The sequence below is a fragment of the Nonomuraea sp. NPDC004186 genome (genome assembly GCF_053603495.1).
The window spans coordinates 77,873-91,826 of sequence record NZ_JBSGFQ010000046.1; the positions used below are offsets into that span (position 1 = coordinate 77,873).

Consider the following 13,954-nt stretch of genomic DNA (forward strand, 5'->3'; position numbering starts at 1 on the left):
CCGCCGGAGCCGTCGCCGGTCGTCCGCCTGACGTGGGCAGTTCGCGGTGCCGCCGATGCCGCAGCCGGCTACCGCGAATGCCGCAGAAGCCGCGCAGGTACCGCGGCTGCGGTAGCCGGCCGCTCATCCGCGCGGTGGAGTCGCCCGCGGCGGTATCCGGCTAAGGTGCGCGCATGAGCACAGGACGGTTCGGCGTCCCGGCGGCTGTCACAGACTGGGCGATCGCCGGGGGCGTGGCCGCGGCGCTGCTGGTCACCGGGCTGTCCGGGCAGCACTCCACCACCTACCTCGACCTGCTCGGCTACGCGCTGCTGGCGGCCGGCGGGCTGGCGCTGGCCGCGCGCCGCCGGGCCCCGGTTCTCGTCCTGGCCGTCACCGGGCTGTGCGCGGCGGGTTACCAGGCGGCCGGGTTCGACGTGCCCGCCGTCGCGTACCTGTTCGCGGTGTACGCGGCCGTGCGGGCAGGTCACCGTGCCGTCACGGTGGCGGTGAGCGTGGCCATGCTGGCCGTCCTGCCCCTCGCGGCCCTGGCCTCGGGGCTGCACGACACGGGCGAGGCGTTCGCGCAGGCCAGAGGCGCCCTGGAGCTGGCCTGGCTGGTCGCGGCCGGCGCCGCGGGTGAGGCGCTGCGGCAGGCCGAGCGGCGGGCCGACGAAGCCGAGCGCACCCGGGAGGAGACCGCGCGGCGGCGCGCCGACGAGGAGCGGCTGCACATCGCGCGGGAGCTGCACGACTCGCTCACCCACCAGATCTCGATCATCAAGGTGCAGGCGGAGGTCGCCGTCCACGTGGCCCGCAAAAGGGGCGAACCGGTGCCCGAGGCCCTGCTGGCGATCCAGGAAGCCGGACGCGAGGCGACCCGGGAGCTGCGCGCGACCCTGGAGGCCCTGCGTGACGACGACACGAGCCCGCCGCGTGGGCTCGACGACGTCGCGGAGCTGGTCGAACGGGCCCGGACGACCGGCCTGGACGCGACGCTGACGATCGGGGGACAGCGCCACGACGTGCCGGCCGCGGTGGACCGGACCGTCTACCGGATCGTTCAGGAGTCCCTGACCAACGTCGCCCGTCACGCCGCCGCCGCGACCGCGTCCGTCCGGATCGACTACCGTCCCGACGCCCTCGCGGTCCGCATCGACGACGACGGCAGGGCCACCCCGGACGCCGCCCCGCCGCCCGGCGTCGGCCTGCTCGGGATGCGCGAACGCGTCACCGCTCTCGGCGGTCGCCTGCGCGCGGCACCGCGCGAGGAGGGCGGCTTCACCGTCCAGGCCGAACTTCCCGTGGACCGTACGTCATGATCCGTGTCCTGCTGGTCGACGACCAGCCGCTCCTCCGCAGCGGATTCCGCGCGCTGCTCGACCTGGAGGACGACATCGAGGTGGTGGCCGAGGCCGCCGACGGCAAGGAGGGCCTGGACCTGGTCAGGCGGCACCTGCCGGACGTCGCGCTCATCGACGTCCGGATGCCGGTCGTCGACGGCATCGAGGCGACCCGCCGCATCGCCGCGGACCCGGCCCTGGCCGGGGTGCACGTCGTCATCCTGACCAACTACGGCCTGGACGAGTACGTCTTCAACGCGCTGCGCGCCGGCGCGGCCGGATTCCTCGTCAAGGACATCGTGCCGGAGGACTTCCTGCACGCCGTACGCGTGGCCGCGCGCGGCGACGCCCTGCTCGCACCGTCGATCACCCGCAAGCTGATCAACCGGTACGTCACCCAGCCGCTCCACGCCGCCACCGGCACGGGGCTGAAAGAGCTGACCGGCCGCGAACGCGAGGCCGTCGCCCTGGTCGCGCAGGGCCTGTCCAACGACCAGGTCGCCGACCGCATGGCGATCAGCTCGCTGACCGCGAAAACCCACATCAACCGGGCCATGACCAAGCTCAATGCCCGCGACCGCGCCCAGCTCGTGGTCTTCGCCTACGAATCCGGACTAGTGGTCCCACGCAACTCCTGACCTCTCGGGGCGACAGCGATCAAGGGGGCGAGATACCCCTCCGGTGTGGGCTCGTCCACCGCCCTGCCCTCCGCCTCGACCCAGGCGTGTGCCCCGAACGGGGGCCGTACCCGGACACCCGTACACCACGTCGGCCACGAGCCCCGCATCCGGCACAGCAGGGCGGTGGCCAGTGACCGGGGAAGGCAGCCGTGCACGCCCAGGCAGGCGAGGCTCACCGCGAGCACCGCGTCCTTGGCGGCCTTGGCCTCGGCGTACGTGGCGGGCCTGGCCCGCCGGCTGAGCAGGGTGAGCACGGTACGCAGGCGCCTCGGCGGCAGCACGGCCAGCGAGAACGCCGCTCCCACCGCCATCCGCGCCGCCAGCCTGGCCCGCCACGGAACCCCCTGCGGCCGCTCCAGCGCGCTCGGAACGGTCACGGCGCCACCAACCCGGCGGCCCGCAGCTGCTCCAGCAGCGCCAGCACGTCCTCCAGGGCCTCCCCGTGCCCGACCTCGAACTCCGCCGCCAGGGCCGCGGCCGCCTGCTCCGTGGTGTCGCCGTCCAGCAGCCGGCGCACGGCCAGCGCGCCGCTCGGGTTGAGCTGCCAGAAGTCGCCGTTGCGCTGGTTGAGAAGCACGATGCCGTAGTCGGTGTCGGCGGTGGACACATCGGCGCTCAGCCGCAGGCTCATCGGCCGTCCTCCTTGTCGAACGGCTCCAGGGTCCGCAGCCAGACCTCGCAGCCGATGGTCGAGTACAGGATCGCCTCCCGCAGTCCCGGCGTGTCGGGGTGCGCGGTGAGGTCCTTGAGCAGGGCGGTGTCCACCAGCCCGAGCCGGGCCAGCCGGGAGTCAGCCCAGAGTGCCTGCATGTCGGGGCCGTGGCGGCGCAGACCTTCGGCGGCGTCGAGCGAGGCCTCCGCCTTGCTGGTCCGCCGCAGGCACTCCTCGGGCACGACGCCGCGCATCGCGGTCGTCAGGAGGGGTTTGTAGCGCCACGGCGTCACCCGGTCCTGCGGGCGGACCGACAGGCACGCCTCGATCACCCGGTCGTCGAGGAAGGGGGAGGCCATCGGCAGCCCCGCGCGGACGCTCATCTGGTCCCACTGGCGGATGATCCGGCAGGTGTCGTGGATGGCGTGCAGGTCGGCGTGCTGCCCCCGGTCGGCTCCCAGCGGTTCGGCGTACGGGGCGGTCTCGGCGAGCACCTCGGCGGCCATGCGGCCCGCCTCCTGGGTGATCCACGGGAAGAGCCGGGGCGGCACCCCCCAGCCCAGCGCGCCGGACACGGGCGGCGGCAGCGGGGCGCGCAGATCGGCGAGCGAGCCGGACAGCCAGCGGCGGTAGGAACGGCGGTCGGCCAGCGTCCGGAGCATCGGTCCGTACGGCCAGTGGAACAGCGCGCGGAAACCGCGCAGCCGCCCGATCGCCAGCATCGGCCGCCTGAGCAGCAGCCGGTGGTAGCTCGCCTCCGAGCACCAGGCCACGTGATCGCCGCCGATGCCGGTCACGTGCAGCCTGCTGCCCCTGGCGGCCAGCCGGGGCAGGTGCGCCAGCACCCTGGCGCGGTCCATGACGCCGATGGTCGGCTCGTCCAGCGTGTCGTCGACTCTCAGCAGGTCCTCGTAGACCAGCGGCGAGTCCTCCGCCGGCCAGACCACATGCTCCGCGCCGCGCAGGTGGGCCGCCGCGCGCCGGGCCCACGCCAGGTCGTCGTCCGCCGGGTCGCGGCCCGGCCAGGTGGAGGCGATGAGGTGCGCCTCCTGCCGGGCGGCGCCCAGGAAGCACAGCGACGTGGAGTCCAACCCTCCGGACAGGTCGAAACTCACCGTGCCGCCCGCCTTGGTGCGCGCGCCGACCGCGTCGTCGAGCGCCCGCCGGACGTCCTCGGCGGCGTCGGACAGCGTGCGGACGGGCTCGGGATGCGTCCACCAGCGGCGATGCCCCGCGGTCACCCCGTCCGGCGCGACGGTGAGGTGGTGGCCGGGTTCGACGGCGGTGACCGACGGCCAGAGGGGGAGGTGCGGCAGGGGATGGGGGACGGGCCAGAGCAGCCGTACGGCCAGGCGCCGCACGTCGAGCTCGGCGCCCGTGGCGGCGGCCAGAACGTCGGCGCGGTCGGAGGCGACGGTGAGCCCGTTCACGCGCGCGTGGAAGACCAGCCGGAGTCCGGACGCGGTGCCCTGGACGCGTAACCGGCCGTCCAGCGCGGCGACGAGGTGGAAGCTGCCGGGCAGGGTCCGGGCCAGCCGGTCGAGGTGCGCCGGGTCACGCAGCCGGCTCGCCTCCGCGGCCAGCCGTTCGGCGTCGAAGGCGCAGCGGCCGATCACCGCCAGCCTGGTGGCGCCCGCCTCGGCCACCGTCATCTCCTCATCGGACCAGTGCCCGACCAGCCAGGGCCGTCCGGAGGCGTAGGTGACGGTGCGAGCAGTCGCCGTACGCAGGACCGCCGCCACGGCGGGCGCGGCCTCGTGGTCGGGGAGGACCACGAAGTACGCCTCGCCGTGGTGCGGCCGGCTCAGCATGCCGCAGTCGGGCATGGACTGTCCGATTTCAGTTCTTGCTGAAGATCAGGCGGTCGTTGCCGTGCAGGGCCAGGAGGCCGGTGGCCTTGCGGAAGGATCCGGCTGCCATAAGACGGGGCTTCTCGTAACGCTTCATGCGTTTTCCTTTCGGCTCGCTCCATGCATTACAGGGATGACTTTGCATGGCCTGCGGCCGTTTCGTCCAGGATAGCGTCATAGCGCGCTTTCTCCTCATAAATCGCCCAAAATGGCGCGGGCGATGAGGTGGCAAATCCGCTCAATTGGACAACCATGTGTGCCGTACGGCTACAAAAATGTAGCAAAAAACGATGAATGCCGTGCCCGGAAAGCTTCCCGGGCACGGCATTCATCATCGGTGGATCAGGCGACTCACTTACGCGTGAGATCGATGAAGTCGGTGCAGTTGTCAGGCCACTCCGGCGTCCCCTTCGTGCCCGGGGTCGGGAAGACGGTGCACCTGCTCTGGGCCACCTTGCCGCGCTCGTTCAGCACGGTGATGTGCACGGTGTCGCCTTCGTCGGGCGCGGCCAGGGTGATGTCGACCAGACGGCCGAAGTCGCGCGGCAGCAGCTCGGTCAGGTCATGCCACTGTGGCATCGTCCGCGGGTCCCTGATCGCGACCCTGTCGTCGCGGATGACCCCGACGAACTTGGTCGGCGGCTTCTTCGGGTCCTCCGGGTCGCCCTGGAAGGCCGAGTCGATCGCCCGGGTCGGCTGCTCTTCCTTCTCCGACCTCGGATCGGTGGCGAGGTTGATCGTTGCCGCCGTGTCCACCGTGCTGTGAACGCTGGTGACGGCCGTGGCGCCCGCCGACGCCGTAAAGGTCAGAGTCGCGAATCCACTGGCCGCCGCCGCTGCCACGGCAAAGGCCAGCGCGCTTCTGATGCTTCGGTGCTTAATCATCTGTTTCTTCCCCTGTAGGTCGGATTCGGAAGAATCGGACTTAATGCCACATCCCCCTGATGGTGCGAGCTGGAGGTACCCGCTCGAAGGCGAGATAACGCGCGTCGGGGATCGACTTGGAGAAAAAGATGGAAATGATCAAAACAGGTGATTATCAGACCGTCTTTTCTTGGGCAGCTGGGTGCAGCGGAACAGGCGATTGCAGGAACGCTTTCGCCGGAGTTACGTAAGGGCTTCCCGGATCAGCGCCGCATCCTGGTCGAGCAGCTCCCGCGACCGCTTCTTCCAGCCGGCGGTGACCACCACGCCGTCTCCCGGGAAGCGCGGCACCACGTGCAGGTGGAGATGGAAGACGTCCTGACCGGCGGCCTCCCCGTCGGCCAGGGACAACCGCACCCCGTCGCAGCGCAGCCCCGATGCCCGCAACGCGCCCGACACCCGCCGCGCGGTGCGCCAGATCGCCGTACCGACCGCGTCATCGGTGTCCGCCAGCCCGACCACGTGTACGCGCGGGATCACCAGCACATGGCCGACCGTGGCCGGCTTGTGGTCCATGATGGCCACCACGCTGTCGTCCTCATGAACGACGCCGGCCTCGACGCGCCCGGCGATGATCTCGCAGAAAACGCAGATTCCCATGCCCATCATGATCTGGCCGAGCGGGATCCCGGTTCTAGTCGCGGACGGTGAGGCCCATGGAACGGGCCGTTCCCGCGACGATCTTCTCGGCCTGATCCAGGTCGGCGGTGTTGAGGTCGGGGAGCTTGGCCTGGGCGACCTCGCGGAGCTGGGCGCGGGTGATCGAGCCGCCGCTCTGGTGGCCCGGGCGCGGGCTGCCGCCGTCGAGCCCGGCGACGCGCCGGATCAGCGAGGCGGTGGTCGGCTGCTTGGTGACGACCTCGAACGACCTGTCCTCGTACACGGTGATCACCGCGGGGATCACGAACCCGCGCCGGTCCTGCGTCTGCGCGTTGTACTGCCGGCAGAACTCCATGAGGTTGATGCCGAGCGGGCCGAGGTCCTTGCCGACGTTCGCCGGGCCCGCCTCGCCGGCCTGAATGTGCAGGGTGACGACCCTGGCTATCTTCTGCTTCGCCATGTCGGCTACGCTAAAGTCTCCAGTTACTGGAGGCTCAAGGGAATTATGAGCTACACGATCGGCCGCCTGGCGAAGCTGACCGGCCTTCCCGTGAAGACGATCCGCTTCTACTCGGACGCGGGCGTGCTGCCCGAGCGCGAGCGCACTGCCTCCGGCTACCGGCTCTACGGCGATGAGGACCGGGCGCGGCTGGAGCTGATCCGCACGCTGAGGGAGATCGGGGTCGACCTGGCCACGATCCGCTCGCTCGGCGACCGCCGGCTGAGGGACGTACTCGATCTTCACCTCAAGGCGGTCGAGACGCAGCTCAGATCGCTCCAGCGGACCAGGGCGGTGCTCAGGGCGACGCTCGCCCGGGACGGCGATCCCGCCGAGGAGGATCTGAGCAGACTCCACGCGCTCGGCCGGCTCGGCGCGGCCGAGATGGAGATCCTGCTGGACGAGTTCGTCGACGAGGTCGGCGGCGGCATCGATGCCCGGCACGAGTGGCTGACCCAGATGCGCGACGCCATGCTCCCCGAACTGCCCGAGGAGCCGACCGTCGCGCAGCTCGACGCCTGGCTGGAGCTGGCCGACCTGCTCGCCGACGAGGACTACCGCGACAGCCTGCGCCGGCAGAACACGGAGTTCTGGGACGAGGACCGGGATTTCGACGCCTGGCACGAGATGAACGCCCAGATCATGCGGGAGGCGCTGACCGCTTCGCGGGCGGGCATCGAGCCCGGCTCCCCCGAATCCGAGCCGATCCTCGATCGGATCCTGGCGGTGATGGGACAGGGCCGCGAGGAGCTGCTGCGCACGTTCGACGAGCACGACCCGCGGGCGGCCAGGCTGTGGGAGCTGGTGTCGATCATCGAGGACAGGCCCTGGCCGCCGGAGCAGACGATCGCGTACGGCTGGATCGAGGCCACGCTGCGCCGCTTCCTGGAGGGGCCCTAGACGCAGATCCGTGCCTGGTACGGGGGCTTCGGTGCGGGTCCGGTGGACGAAAGCGCGATGACGACCGGCACGGCCGGCGCGGTTATTTTTGCGCGGTCTTCCGAAACCGCGAGGGCTAGTTTTCCAGGGTGCACGCGAGCCGGTGACCGCCGCCTCGGCCGGCGACAGCGTGCGGCCGCTCGCGCGTCCGCGCGAGGGGGACGGCTCACATCAGGAGAAACTCACATGACCATGCCCACAACCGCCCCATCACGCCGCCGCCTGCGCCTGTCCGCGCTGGCCGCCGTCGTGGCCGCGGGCGCGCTGCTGGCGGGGAACGTCAACGCGGCCGAGGCGGTGCCACCGGAGGTGATCAGCCGGTGGGACAACGAGATCGTCCACTCCAACGCCCTCAGCCCCGGCTTCAGCGGGTTCCTGGGGACGGGCTCGTACACGATCACCGCGAAGCTGTACGCCGAGAACACCGGTAACTCCGCGATCGACTACCTCTGCACGATCGGTACGGGCCCCAACTCGGACGGCGACATCACCGAGGTGACGCTGGCGCCGCACAGCAGGCACAGCATCTTCCTCAACGTCGTACACACCTACCCCGGCACGGGGCCGCTCAGCTTCGCCTGCTCCAAGCCGGCGGGCACGTCCCAGGTGCTGATGAAGCAGGTGAAGATCACCGCCGTGAAGGTGAACACGCTGGACAACCAGCCGTTCGGCTGATCGGCGCGATGACCGGGAGAAGGGCCGCGACATCCGGATGTCGCGGCCCTTCAGGCTGGGCCGGTGCCGCGTCCGGCAGAACGAGACGAGCCGGCAGGCCAGTAACACCGGGCGGCGTCTCGGGTGATACTGGCAAGATGCCGGTCACCTACGGGCCCGAATACTCCCGCCCCGACCTGCCGGTCCCGCTCGTGCCGCTGCCCGGGCTGCCGGTGACGGTGCGCCGAGTTCTGGCCGGGCCGTCGCCGGAGCGCGCCCCCGCGGCGACGTTCGGCTGGGCGGTGCTCACCGCCGCGCTCGCGCTGGCGGCGACCTTCGCGCCGCATCCGCTCTTCTCCGCCGCCACCTGGCTGACCGCGGCGTACGTGGTGGCCCGGGTCATGGCGCTGCGCCTGCTGGCGCGCGCCCAGCGCCGGTTCGAGCCGGACTGGCTGGCCGCGCAGACGCGGGTGCTGCGCGGGCACGGCTTCGACATCCTGCGCTGTACGGTCGGCGGCCGGGTCTGCGACCTGACCAGGCCCGGCGACGTGGAGGCACTGACGCGGGCCGCGCCTGACGAAGAGGTGGTGCTGGAGTTCGGCTACCGGCCCGCGACGGGCGGGCGCGTCGCGGTCGAACGGGTCCGCCGCAGGCGCGCGGAGCTGGAGATCCGGTACGCGCGCTTCGCACCGGACAGCGGCCGGGCGCGCTTCCCCGAGGCGAGCTACGCCATCGGCGCGAACGGCCGGGTCACGGCTTGGTCGCTGGCGGGGCAGGTGGTGCTGACGCCGGCGGTGTCGGCCCAGCTGCGGCCTGGTCCTGCAGGAGTTCGTGCCTGAACTGGTAGTAGGGCCCCGTACGGCGGAGCACTCCGCGCTCGTAGGCGTCGTGCAGGAAGGTCATCAGCCGCAGCGGCAGCACCCGCCGCGCCGCGAACCACACCCGGACGTCGACGAACCGCCCCCACGCGCTCGGCGCCATCATCGTGACGCCGAACCCGGCCGCACCGAGCACCGCGCCGTTGGCGGCGCTGATGAGCGTCTGCTGCCAGTGGCCGAGGGCGAGCAGCCACACGTGGTCCCTGACCCGCAGCCCGGTCTCCATCCACCAGCCGAGGTAGGCGCCCATGGCGAGCCCGATCAGGCCGCCCGCGGCGAAGGCCAGCAGCACAGCGGCCCGGTCGTTGCGCAGGAAGCCGTCGGGCGTGCCCGCCTTGTCCACATTGGCGGGGGCCAGGGCAAGGGAGGCGGCCAGGAAACCGACCAGGAACACCGCGCCGTCAGTGAGCGCGTAGGTCACCCCGTCGTACAGCACCAGGACGATCACCATGCCGGGCACCACGCACACCAGGCCCTGGCCGAGGCGGCGCAGCAGGTAGCGCCGGGTCAGCGTCTTGCGCAGCTTCGGCCGCGCCTCACGCGGGTAGTGCTGCCTGGCCAGCGACACCGCGAACCCGCTGGCCAGCCCGATGGCCAGGCCGAACCACCAGCCGACCGCCCCCAGCCCGAACAGCGCGGTCACGGCGGCGCAGAGCGGCCCGAAGAGGGCCATTCCGAGCACGGCCTGGAAGGCGGGGATCACCGCGCGGGGCAGCGCGTGGTGCAACTCCCACCAGGCCAGGTCGTGGGTCCCCCTGCGGCGCAGGAAGTCGGCCAGGAACCGAAGGTAGCGGGCCGCCTCCTCGGGGCTCCACCGCTGATCGGCCTCCGGTTCCGGCCGGTAGACGGCCGGCACGAACCCGGCGACCAGGCCCTGCCTGATGTGCGGGGCGGTGCCGTCGATGAGCGGGGTGTGGCCGCTCTCGCAGGTGCGCGCCGCCAGGAAGATCATCAACGGGGTGTCGAGCGCCTCGGCCAGCGGACCCGCCGGCTCAGCGCGCAGCCGGGCGACCAGCGCGGCGGTCTCGGGTACGTCGCCCCAGCGCGACTCCAGGTATCCGGCGGCGCCCGCGGCGTCCACCGGCAGCAGCCGCGCCACCGGCGTCCCGGCGAGCCTGCGGGCGACAGGGCCGGTGAACGCCTCGACGCGGCTGGTCAGCACGTACGAGCGGGACCAGCCCTCGTCGATGGCCCTGACCACTTCGGTACGGCGCGCCGGCGGCACCTCGTCCAGACCGTCGAACACGGCCAGCAGGCTGCCGTTCGCGATCAGCCGTTCCAGCGCGCGGGGAGCGGCCCGCAGGAACGGGTACTCGGCGGCCAGCCGCAGCGCCACCCACTCGCGCAGGGCCAGCCGCGGCTCCCACGACGACAGCGGCAGCGTGACCGGGATCGGCCGGTGCTGCGCCGAGGACATCCGCAGCGAGAGGAGCAGGCCGAGCGTGGTCTTGCCCGAGCCCCGCTCTCCTGTCACCACCACGGGCCCCTTCATGGTGAAGAGGTGGTCGGCCAGTTCCTCGATCGTTCCGGGAAGAGTGCCGCCGGACTCGCAGCGGATCGGGATGCCGCGGCTGTCCGGGACGTCGCGGTTGCCCGCTTCCCGCCTGGCCGTCTGCATGACCTGGTCGGCCAGCCTGTCGGCCAGGTCGGAGGCTTCGTCCGGAGGGCGCTCGCCGCGCAGGGTGCCGATGTAGGCCACGACGAGGGCGGCCGCGGCGATGACCGCCTCGACGTTGGACCAGCCGCCCACCGCCAGCCGTACGACCGCCAGAAGGACGAACGCCAGCGGGAGGAGGACGAAGAACGCCGTCTTCAGCTTGCGCATCTACGAGGCTCTCTTCGGGGGGATGGCGTGTTTGCCGCCGGCCAGCAGCAGCCCCAGCGGGGTGTCTCTCGTTCTCCTGGCACGTCCGTGCTGGTGGCGTTTGAGCACGTTGACCGCCAGGAGGAGGAAGAGCGTCGCGGCGAAGGGCCGGGCCGCGGCGCCTCCGTAACAGGCGGCCAGCCGGGGCCGCAGGGCCAGCAGGCGGGCGCCCACCTCGGCCAGGCTCACCTCGCCCCGATTGACCAGAGTGCCGATGCCGGCACGCAGGTCGGCGTCCTGGTCGAGGTAGTCGTCCAGGAGCTGCAGCGCCTCGCCCGCCTCCATCACCGCGTCGCGCTGCACCACGCTCATGTCCGGATGCACCAGGCCGAACAGTACGAGGCCCGCCAGCCCGCCCTTCCCCCGAGTGATCTTGCCGAGCTGTGCCGCCGGGGTGGCGGGATCGCGCTGCTTGCGGGAGAGCACCTGGTAGTCGTGCAGTTCGAGCAGCGCGGTGTGCCAGAGCTCGCCGGGAGCACGGCGGCGGATCTCCGCGTAGAGCGCGGCCAGCAGGCGCTGGTGATGATCAGGTGAGGCGGCATGCTCTTCGGCTTTGAAGAGGGACGCCACCCACGAGTCGATCGCCGGGTCGCCGCCGTTGTCGATCATGTCGTCATAGAGCCGGGCGACCGATCCGGCCAGCATGACCAGCTCCCCGTCACAGGAGCGGCCCGCCATCCTGGCGTAGGCATGGATGCCGACGTTGAAGCTCAGCGCGGTGCCGCGCAGAGAGTCGATCATCGCCTCGCGCTCGGGCTCGGAGAACACGTCGCGGACGATCGGTTCCACGGCGCGCTCGAAGTCGCGTACGGCGTCGGGAGCGCAGGCGACGGCGTCTTTGAGCGCGACGGGAAGGGCGATCGCCAGCCGGGCACAGCGCAGAACGGTCAGTAGGTCGCGAATCACTACGCTCCCATCGACAGACGGTGAGCGCATGATGACACGGCACCGGGCTACGGTAAATACGGCTTTCCCGGGTTGGCGGCCCTCGCCCGACACGGACGTCAGACGCCTTTGTCGGCCGCGTGTCGTCAGCCGCAATTGCCCCACGGCAAAGCTGTGGCCGGATCGCGAGCCCGCGCGATCCGGCCACAGGTCATAGGGTCAGCGGATCAGCCGCCGCAGTGTTCGAAGGGGCTCTCGTACGTGCTCGTCCCGGCCTTGCCGCCCCACTTGACGCACTTGTCGGCGGCGGTGGCCCGGATGGGTCCGGCGTAGTAGTCGAAGTTGCCGGTGTCGGTGGCCCGGGTCTTGCCCTTGACCTCCAGGAAGGCGGCGGTGGCGGTGGCCTTGCCCAGCGAGGCCTTCTTGATCGTGGCCACGCAGTTGTTCCCGTTGGCGGAGTTGAAGGTCAGGTAGACCGTGCCGCTGGAGCCGAGGGCGGCGGAGTCGATCACCTTGTAGCCGGTGCCGCACACGGACTCGGCGGTGTGCGGGTTGGTGCCCCCGCCGCCGCCACTGCTGCCGGTGACGTACTGCATGTACTTGGACCAGTTCCAGTACCGGCCGGGGTCGGTGTGGTCGGCGCCCGGGACCTCGTTGTGGCCCACGATGTGGCTGCGGTCCTTGGGGATGTTGTACCGGTCGGCGATGTTGCGGGTCAGCGCCGCCGACGCGCGGTACATGGTGTCGGTGAACCACGTGGCGTTGTCGACGAAGCCCTCGTGCTCGATGCCGACCGAGCGCCGGTTGTAGTTGCCGGCGTGGAAGGCCCGGTTCTTCTCCCTGACCGTCTGCGTGATGGCGCCGTCGGAGGAGCGGACGACGTAGTGGGCCGAGGTGGGGTTCGGCCGGGGCCCGGTCTGGAACCAGGAGATCGTGCCGGCGTAGCTGCCCTGGGTCACGTGGATGACGATGCGGTCGATCGCGTCGCTGGTGGGCCGGTTGGAGACGGCGTAGTTGCTGCTGTGCGCCGGAACCCACCTGGCCGACGGGTAGTCGGTGCTCGCCGCGAGGGTGCTGGGCTTGTCGAGGTCGTCCGCGTCGGCGTACGGGCCGCGCTCGGGCGTCACGGTGCTCGCCGGTACGGTGACGCTCTCGCCGCCGGGGGTCGTGGCGCGGATCCCCTTGGCGAGCTCCTCGTACACGGTGTCGGCGTACAGCCGGGCGACCGCGGGGGAGGAGGCGCCGCCGTACTTGGCGACCGCCTGGTACCACTTGCCCGCGTCCTTGCGGGCGGTGGCGTCCAGCTTGAGCTCGTCGGCGAGGGCACGCAGGACGGCCGCGCCGCCCGCGATGTTCGTCGCGTCGTCCGACTTCAGCGCCGAAGCGGACTTCTTCGTCAGCGTGGCGGCCTTGTCGAGGGTCTTGGCGGTGACCAGGTGCATCACGCCATAGCCGCCGTCGGCGCTCGGCTGGCCCTGGTGCCCGTCCAGGTGGGTCTCGGAGTAGGCCACCGAGACCAGCAGGTCACGAGGCACCTCGTACGTCGAGGCCGCCTTGGTGAACGCGTCGGTCATCGGATCGGCGGCCGCCGCGCCGGCCGGCTGCCCCACCAGCATCGACAGGGGCAGAACGGCGGCGCCGGTCAGGAGAATGCGCAGGTTCAAGGGGGTTCAGCTCCCGCAGTGCTCGGACGGGCTGTTGTACGTGCTGGATCCGGCCTTGCCGCCCCACTTGACGCACTTGCCGGCGGCGGTGGCCCGGATGGGTCCGGCGTAGTACTCGAAGTTGCCGGTGTCGGTGGCCCGGGTCTTGCCCGCGACCTCCAGGTAGGCGGTGGTGGCGGTGGCCTTGCCGAGCGAGGTCTTCTTGATCGTGGCGACGCAGTTGTTGCCGTTGGCGGAGTTGAAGGTCAGGTAGACCGTGCCGCTGGAGCCGAGGGCGGCCGAATCGATGACCTTGTAGCCGGCGCCGCAGACGGACTCGGCGGTGTGCGGGTTGCCGGGGCTGCCGCCGCCGCACTTGTTCTTGGAGGTCACGCTGGCGTTCGGGTAGCCGAAGGTGGCGCCGTTGAAGGTGGCCTTGCGGATGTTGCTCGGGTAGCTGGTGCCCTGGCGGACCTCGTAGTGCAGGTGCGGGCTGATGTTGTTGCCGGGCTTGCTCGTGTTGCCGACCGTGCCGATCTTCTGGCCCTGGGTGACCTGGGCGCC

General features: G+C 71.3%; 16 protein-coding genes. 5 read left to right on the forward strand and 11 right to left on the reverse strand.

The window, feature by feature from the left end; translation table 11 throughout:
- The first annotated feature begins 173 nt into the window (after window positions 1–173).
- Complete coding sequence (locus tag ACWEPL_RS32875) at window positions 174–1,301, forward strand: sensor histidine kinase (RefSeq protein ID WP_363978405.1); 1,128 nt, start codon at window positions 174–176, stop codon at window positions 1,299–1,301.
- Window positions 1,298–1,960, forward strand: coding sequence for a response regulator (locus tag ACWEPL_RS32880; protein ID WP_452438482.1), 663 nt, complete (start codon window positions 1,298–1,300; stop codon window positions 1,958–1,960). Before ACWEPL_RS32875 ends, ACWEPL_RS32880 begins: the two co-directional genes overlap by 4 nt.
- Here the strand turns inward: ACWEPL_RS32880 and ACWEPL_RS32885 are convergent.
- From ACWEPL_RS32885 to rplK, 7 genes are all read right to left on the reverse strand, one after another.
- Window positions 1,924–2,379 carry a lasso peptide biosynthesis B2 protein gene (locus ACWEPL_RS32885; RefSeq protein ID WP_452438483.1) on the reverse strand — a complete coding sequence of 152 codons (456 nt, stop codon included), beginning with the start codon at window positions 2,377–2,379 and terminating at the stop codon, window positions 1,924–1,926. The genes ACWEPL_RS32880 and ACWEPL_RS32885 overlap by 37 nt on opposite strands.
- On the reverse strand, window positions 2,376–2,633 hold the full coding sequence (locus ACWEPL_RS32890; RefSeq protein WP_350723274.1) for a lasso peptide biosynthesis PqqD family chaperone: 258 nt from the start codon (window positions 2,631–2,633) through the stop codon (window positions 2,376–2,378). Before ACWEPL_RS32890 ends, ACWEPL_RS32885 begins: the two co-directional genes overlap by 4 nt.
- Complete coding sequence (locus ACWEPL_RS32895; protein ID WP_452438484.1) at window positions 2,630–4,480, reverse strand: lasso peptide isopeptide bond-forming cyclase; 1,851 nt, start codon at window positions 4,478–4,480, stop codon at window positions 2,630–2,632. The genes ACWEPL_RS32890 and ACWEPL_RS32895 overlap by 4 nt, the downstream gene beginning before the upstream one ends.
- A gap of 13 nt (window positions 4,481–4,493) precedes the next feature.
- On the reverse strand, window positions 4,494–4,601 hold the full coding sequence (locus ACWEPL_RS32900; RefSeq protein ID WP_350723271.1) for a keywimysin-related RiPP: 108 nt from the start codon (window positions 4,599–4,601) through the stop codon (window positions 4,494–4,496).
- 254 nt (window positions 4,602–4,855) lie between these two features.
- Window positions 4,856–5,389 (reverse strand): hypothetical protein, encoded by a 534-nt coding sequence (locus tag ACWEPL_RS32905; RefSeq protein ID WP_452438485.1) that lies wholly within the window; start codon window positions 5,387–5,389, stop codon window positions 4,856–4,858.
- Between the two features lie 222 nt (window positions 5,390–5,611).
- Entirely contained in the window at window positions 5,612–6,028 is a 417-nt protein-coding gene (locus tag ACWEPL_RS32910; protein ID WP_452438486.1) for an HIT family protein, read from the reverse strand.
- A 34-nt stretch (window positions 6,029–6,062) separates the two neighbouring features.
- A complete protein-coding gene (rplK, locus tag ACWEPL_RS32915) occupies window positions 6,063–6,488 on the reverse strand; it encodes a 50S ribosomal protein L11 (RefSeq protein ID WP_449909094.1) in 426 nt (141 codons plus the stop codon).
- A 45-nt stretch (window positions 6,489–6,533) separates the two neighbouring features.
- Between rplK and ACWEPL_RS32920 the strand changes: the two genes are divergently transcribed.
- From ACWEPL_RS32920 to ACWEPL_RS32930, 3 genes are all read left to right on the forward strand, one after another.
- Window positions 6,534–7,427, forward strand: a complete 894-nt coding sequence (locus ACWEPL_RS32920) for a MerR family transcriptional regulator (RefSeq protein ID WP_452438487.1) — start codon at window positions 6,534–6,536, stop codon at window positions 7,425–7,427.
- A gap of 225 nt (window positions 7,428–7,652) precedes the next feature.
- Window positions 7,653–8,141 (forward strand): hypothetical protein, encoded by a 489-nt coding sequence (locus ACWEPL_RS32925; protein WP_363978430.1) that lies wholly within the window; start codon window positions 7,653–7,655, stop codon window positions 8,139–8,141.
- 137 nt (window positions 8,142–8,278) lie between these two features.
- A complete protein-coding gene (locus ACWEPL_RS32930) occupies window positions 8,279–8,959 on the forward strand; it encodes a hypothetical protein (RefSeq protein WP_452438488.1) in 681 nt (226 codons plus the stop codon).
- On the opposite strand, the gene ACWEPL_RS32935 is transcribed toward ACWEPL_RS32930, so the two are convergent.
- From ACWEPL_RS32935 to ACWEPL_RS32950, 4 genes are all read right to left on the reverse strand, one after another.
- Complete coding sequence (locus ACWEPL_RS32935; RefSeq protein ID WP_452438489.1) at window positions 8,871–10,823, reverse strand: NACHT domain-containing protein; 1,953 nt, start codon at window positions 10,821–10,823, stop codon at window positions 8,871–8,873. The genes ACWEPL_RS32930 and ACWEPL_RS32935 overlap by 89 nt on opposite strands.
- Window positions 10,824–11,768: a class 1 isoprenoid biosynthesis enzyme gene (locus ACWEPL_RS32940; protein ID WP_452438490.1), complete on the reverse strand. Its 945-nt coding sequence runs from the start codon at window positions 11,766–11,768 to the stop codon at window positions 10,824–10,826. It lies immediately after the preceding gene.
- A 206-nt stretch (window positions 11,769–11,974) separates the two neighbouring features.
- Window positions 11,975–13,411: an N-acetylmuramoyl-L-alanine amidase gene (locus ACWEPL_RS32945; RefSeq protein ID WP_452438491.1), complete on the reverse strand. Its 1,437-nt coding sequence runs from the start codon at window positions 13,409–13,411 to the stop codon at window positions 11,975–11,977.
- Between the two features lie 6 nt (window positions 13,412–13,417).
- Window positions 13,418–13,954, reverse strand: a 537-nt coding sequence (locus tag ACWEPL_RS32950; protein ID WP_452438492.1) for a M23 family metallopeptidase, incomplete at its 5' end; no start/stop codon positions are given.

Excerpts from the sequence above, each read along its gene's own strand:
- ACWEPL_RS32875 (WP_363978405.1), top strand. The coding sequence starts at position 174 with ATGAGCACAGGACGGTTCGGCGTCCCGGCGGCTGTCACAGACTGGGCG.
- ACWEPL_RS32880 (WP_452438482.1), top strand. The coding sequence starts at position 1,298 with ATGATCCGTGTCCTGCTGGTCGACGACCAGCCGCTCCTCCGCAGCGGA.
- ACWEPL_RS32890 (WP_350723274.1), bottom strand. The coding sequence starts at position 2,633 with ATGAGCCTGCGGCTGAGCGCCGATGTGTCCACCGCCGACACCGACTAC.
- ACWEPL_RS32895 (WP_452438484.1), bottom strand. The coding sequence starts at position 4,480 with ATGCCCGACTGCGGCATGCTGAGCCGGCCGCACCACGGCGAGGCGTAC.
- ACWEPL_RS32900 (WP_350723271.1), bottom strand. The coding sequence starts at position 4,601 with ATGAAGCGTTACGAGAAGCCCCGTCTTATGGCAGCCGGATCCTTCCGC.
- ACWEPL_RS32905 (WP_452438485.1), bottom strand. The coding sequence starts at position 5,389 with ATGATTAAGCACCGAAGCATCAGAAGCGCGCTGGCCTTTGCCGTGGCA.
- ACWEPL_RS32910 (WP_452438486.1), bottom strand. The coding sequence starts at position 6,028 with ATGGGAATCTGCGTTTTCTGCGAGATCATCGCCGGGCGCGTCGAGGCC.
- rplK (WP_449909094.1), bottom strand. The coding sequence starts at position 6,488 with ATGGCGAAGCAGAAGATAGCCAGGGTCGTCACCCTGCACATTCAGGCC.
- ACWEPL_RS32920 (WP_452438487.1), top strand. The coding sequence starts at position 6,534 with ATGAGCTACACGATCGGCCGCCTGGCGAAGCTGACCGGCCTTCCCGTG.
- ACWEPL_RS32925 (WP_363978430.1), top strand. The coding sequence starts at position 7,653 with ATGACCATGCCCACAACCGCCCCATCACGCCGCCGCCTGCGCCTGTCC.
- ACWEPL_RS32930 (WP_452438488.1), top strand. The coding sequence starts at position 8,279 with ATGCCGGTCACCTACGGGCCCGAATACTCCCGCCCCGACCTGCCGGTC.
- ACWEPL_RS32935 (WP_452438489.1), bottom strand. The coding sequence starts at position 10,823 with ATGCGCAAGCTGAAGACGGCGTTCTTCGTCCTCCTCCCGCTGGCGTTC.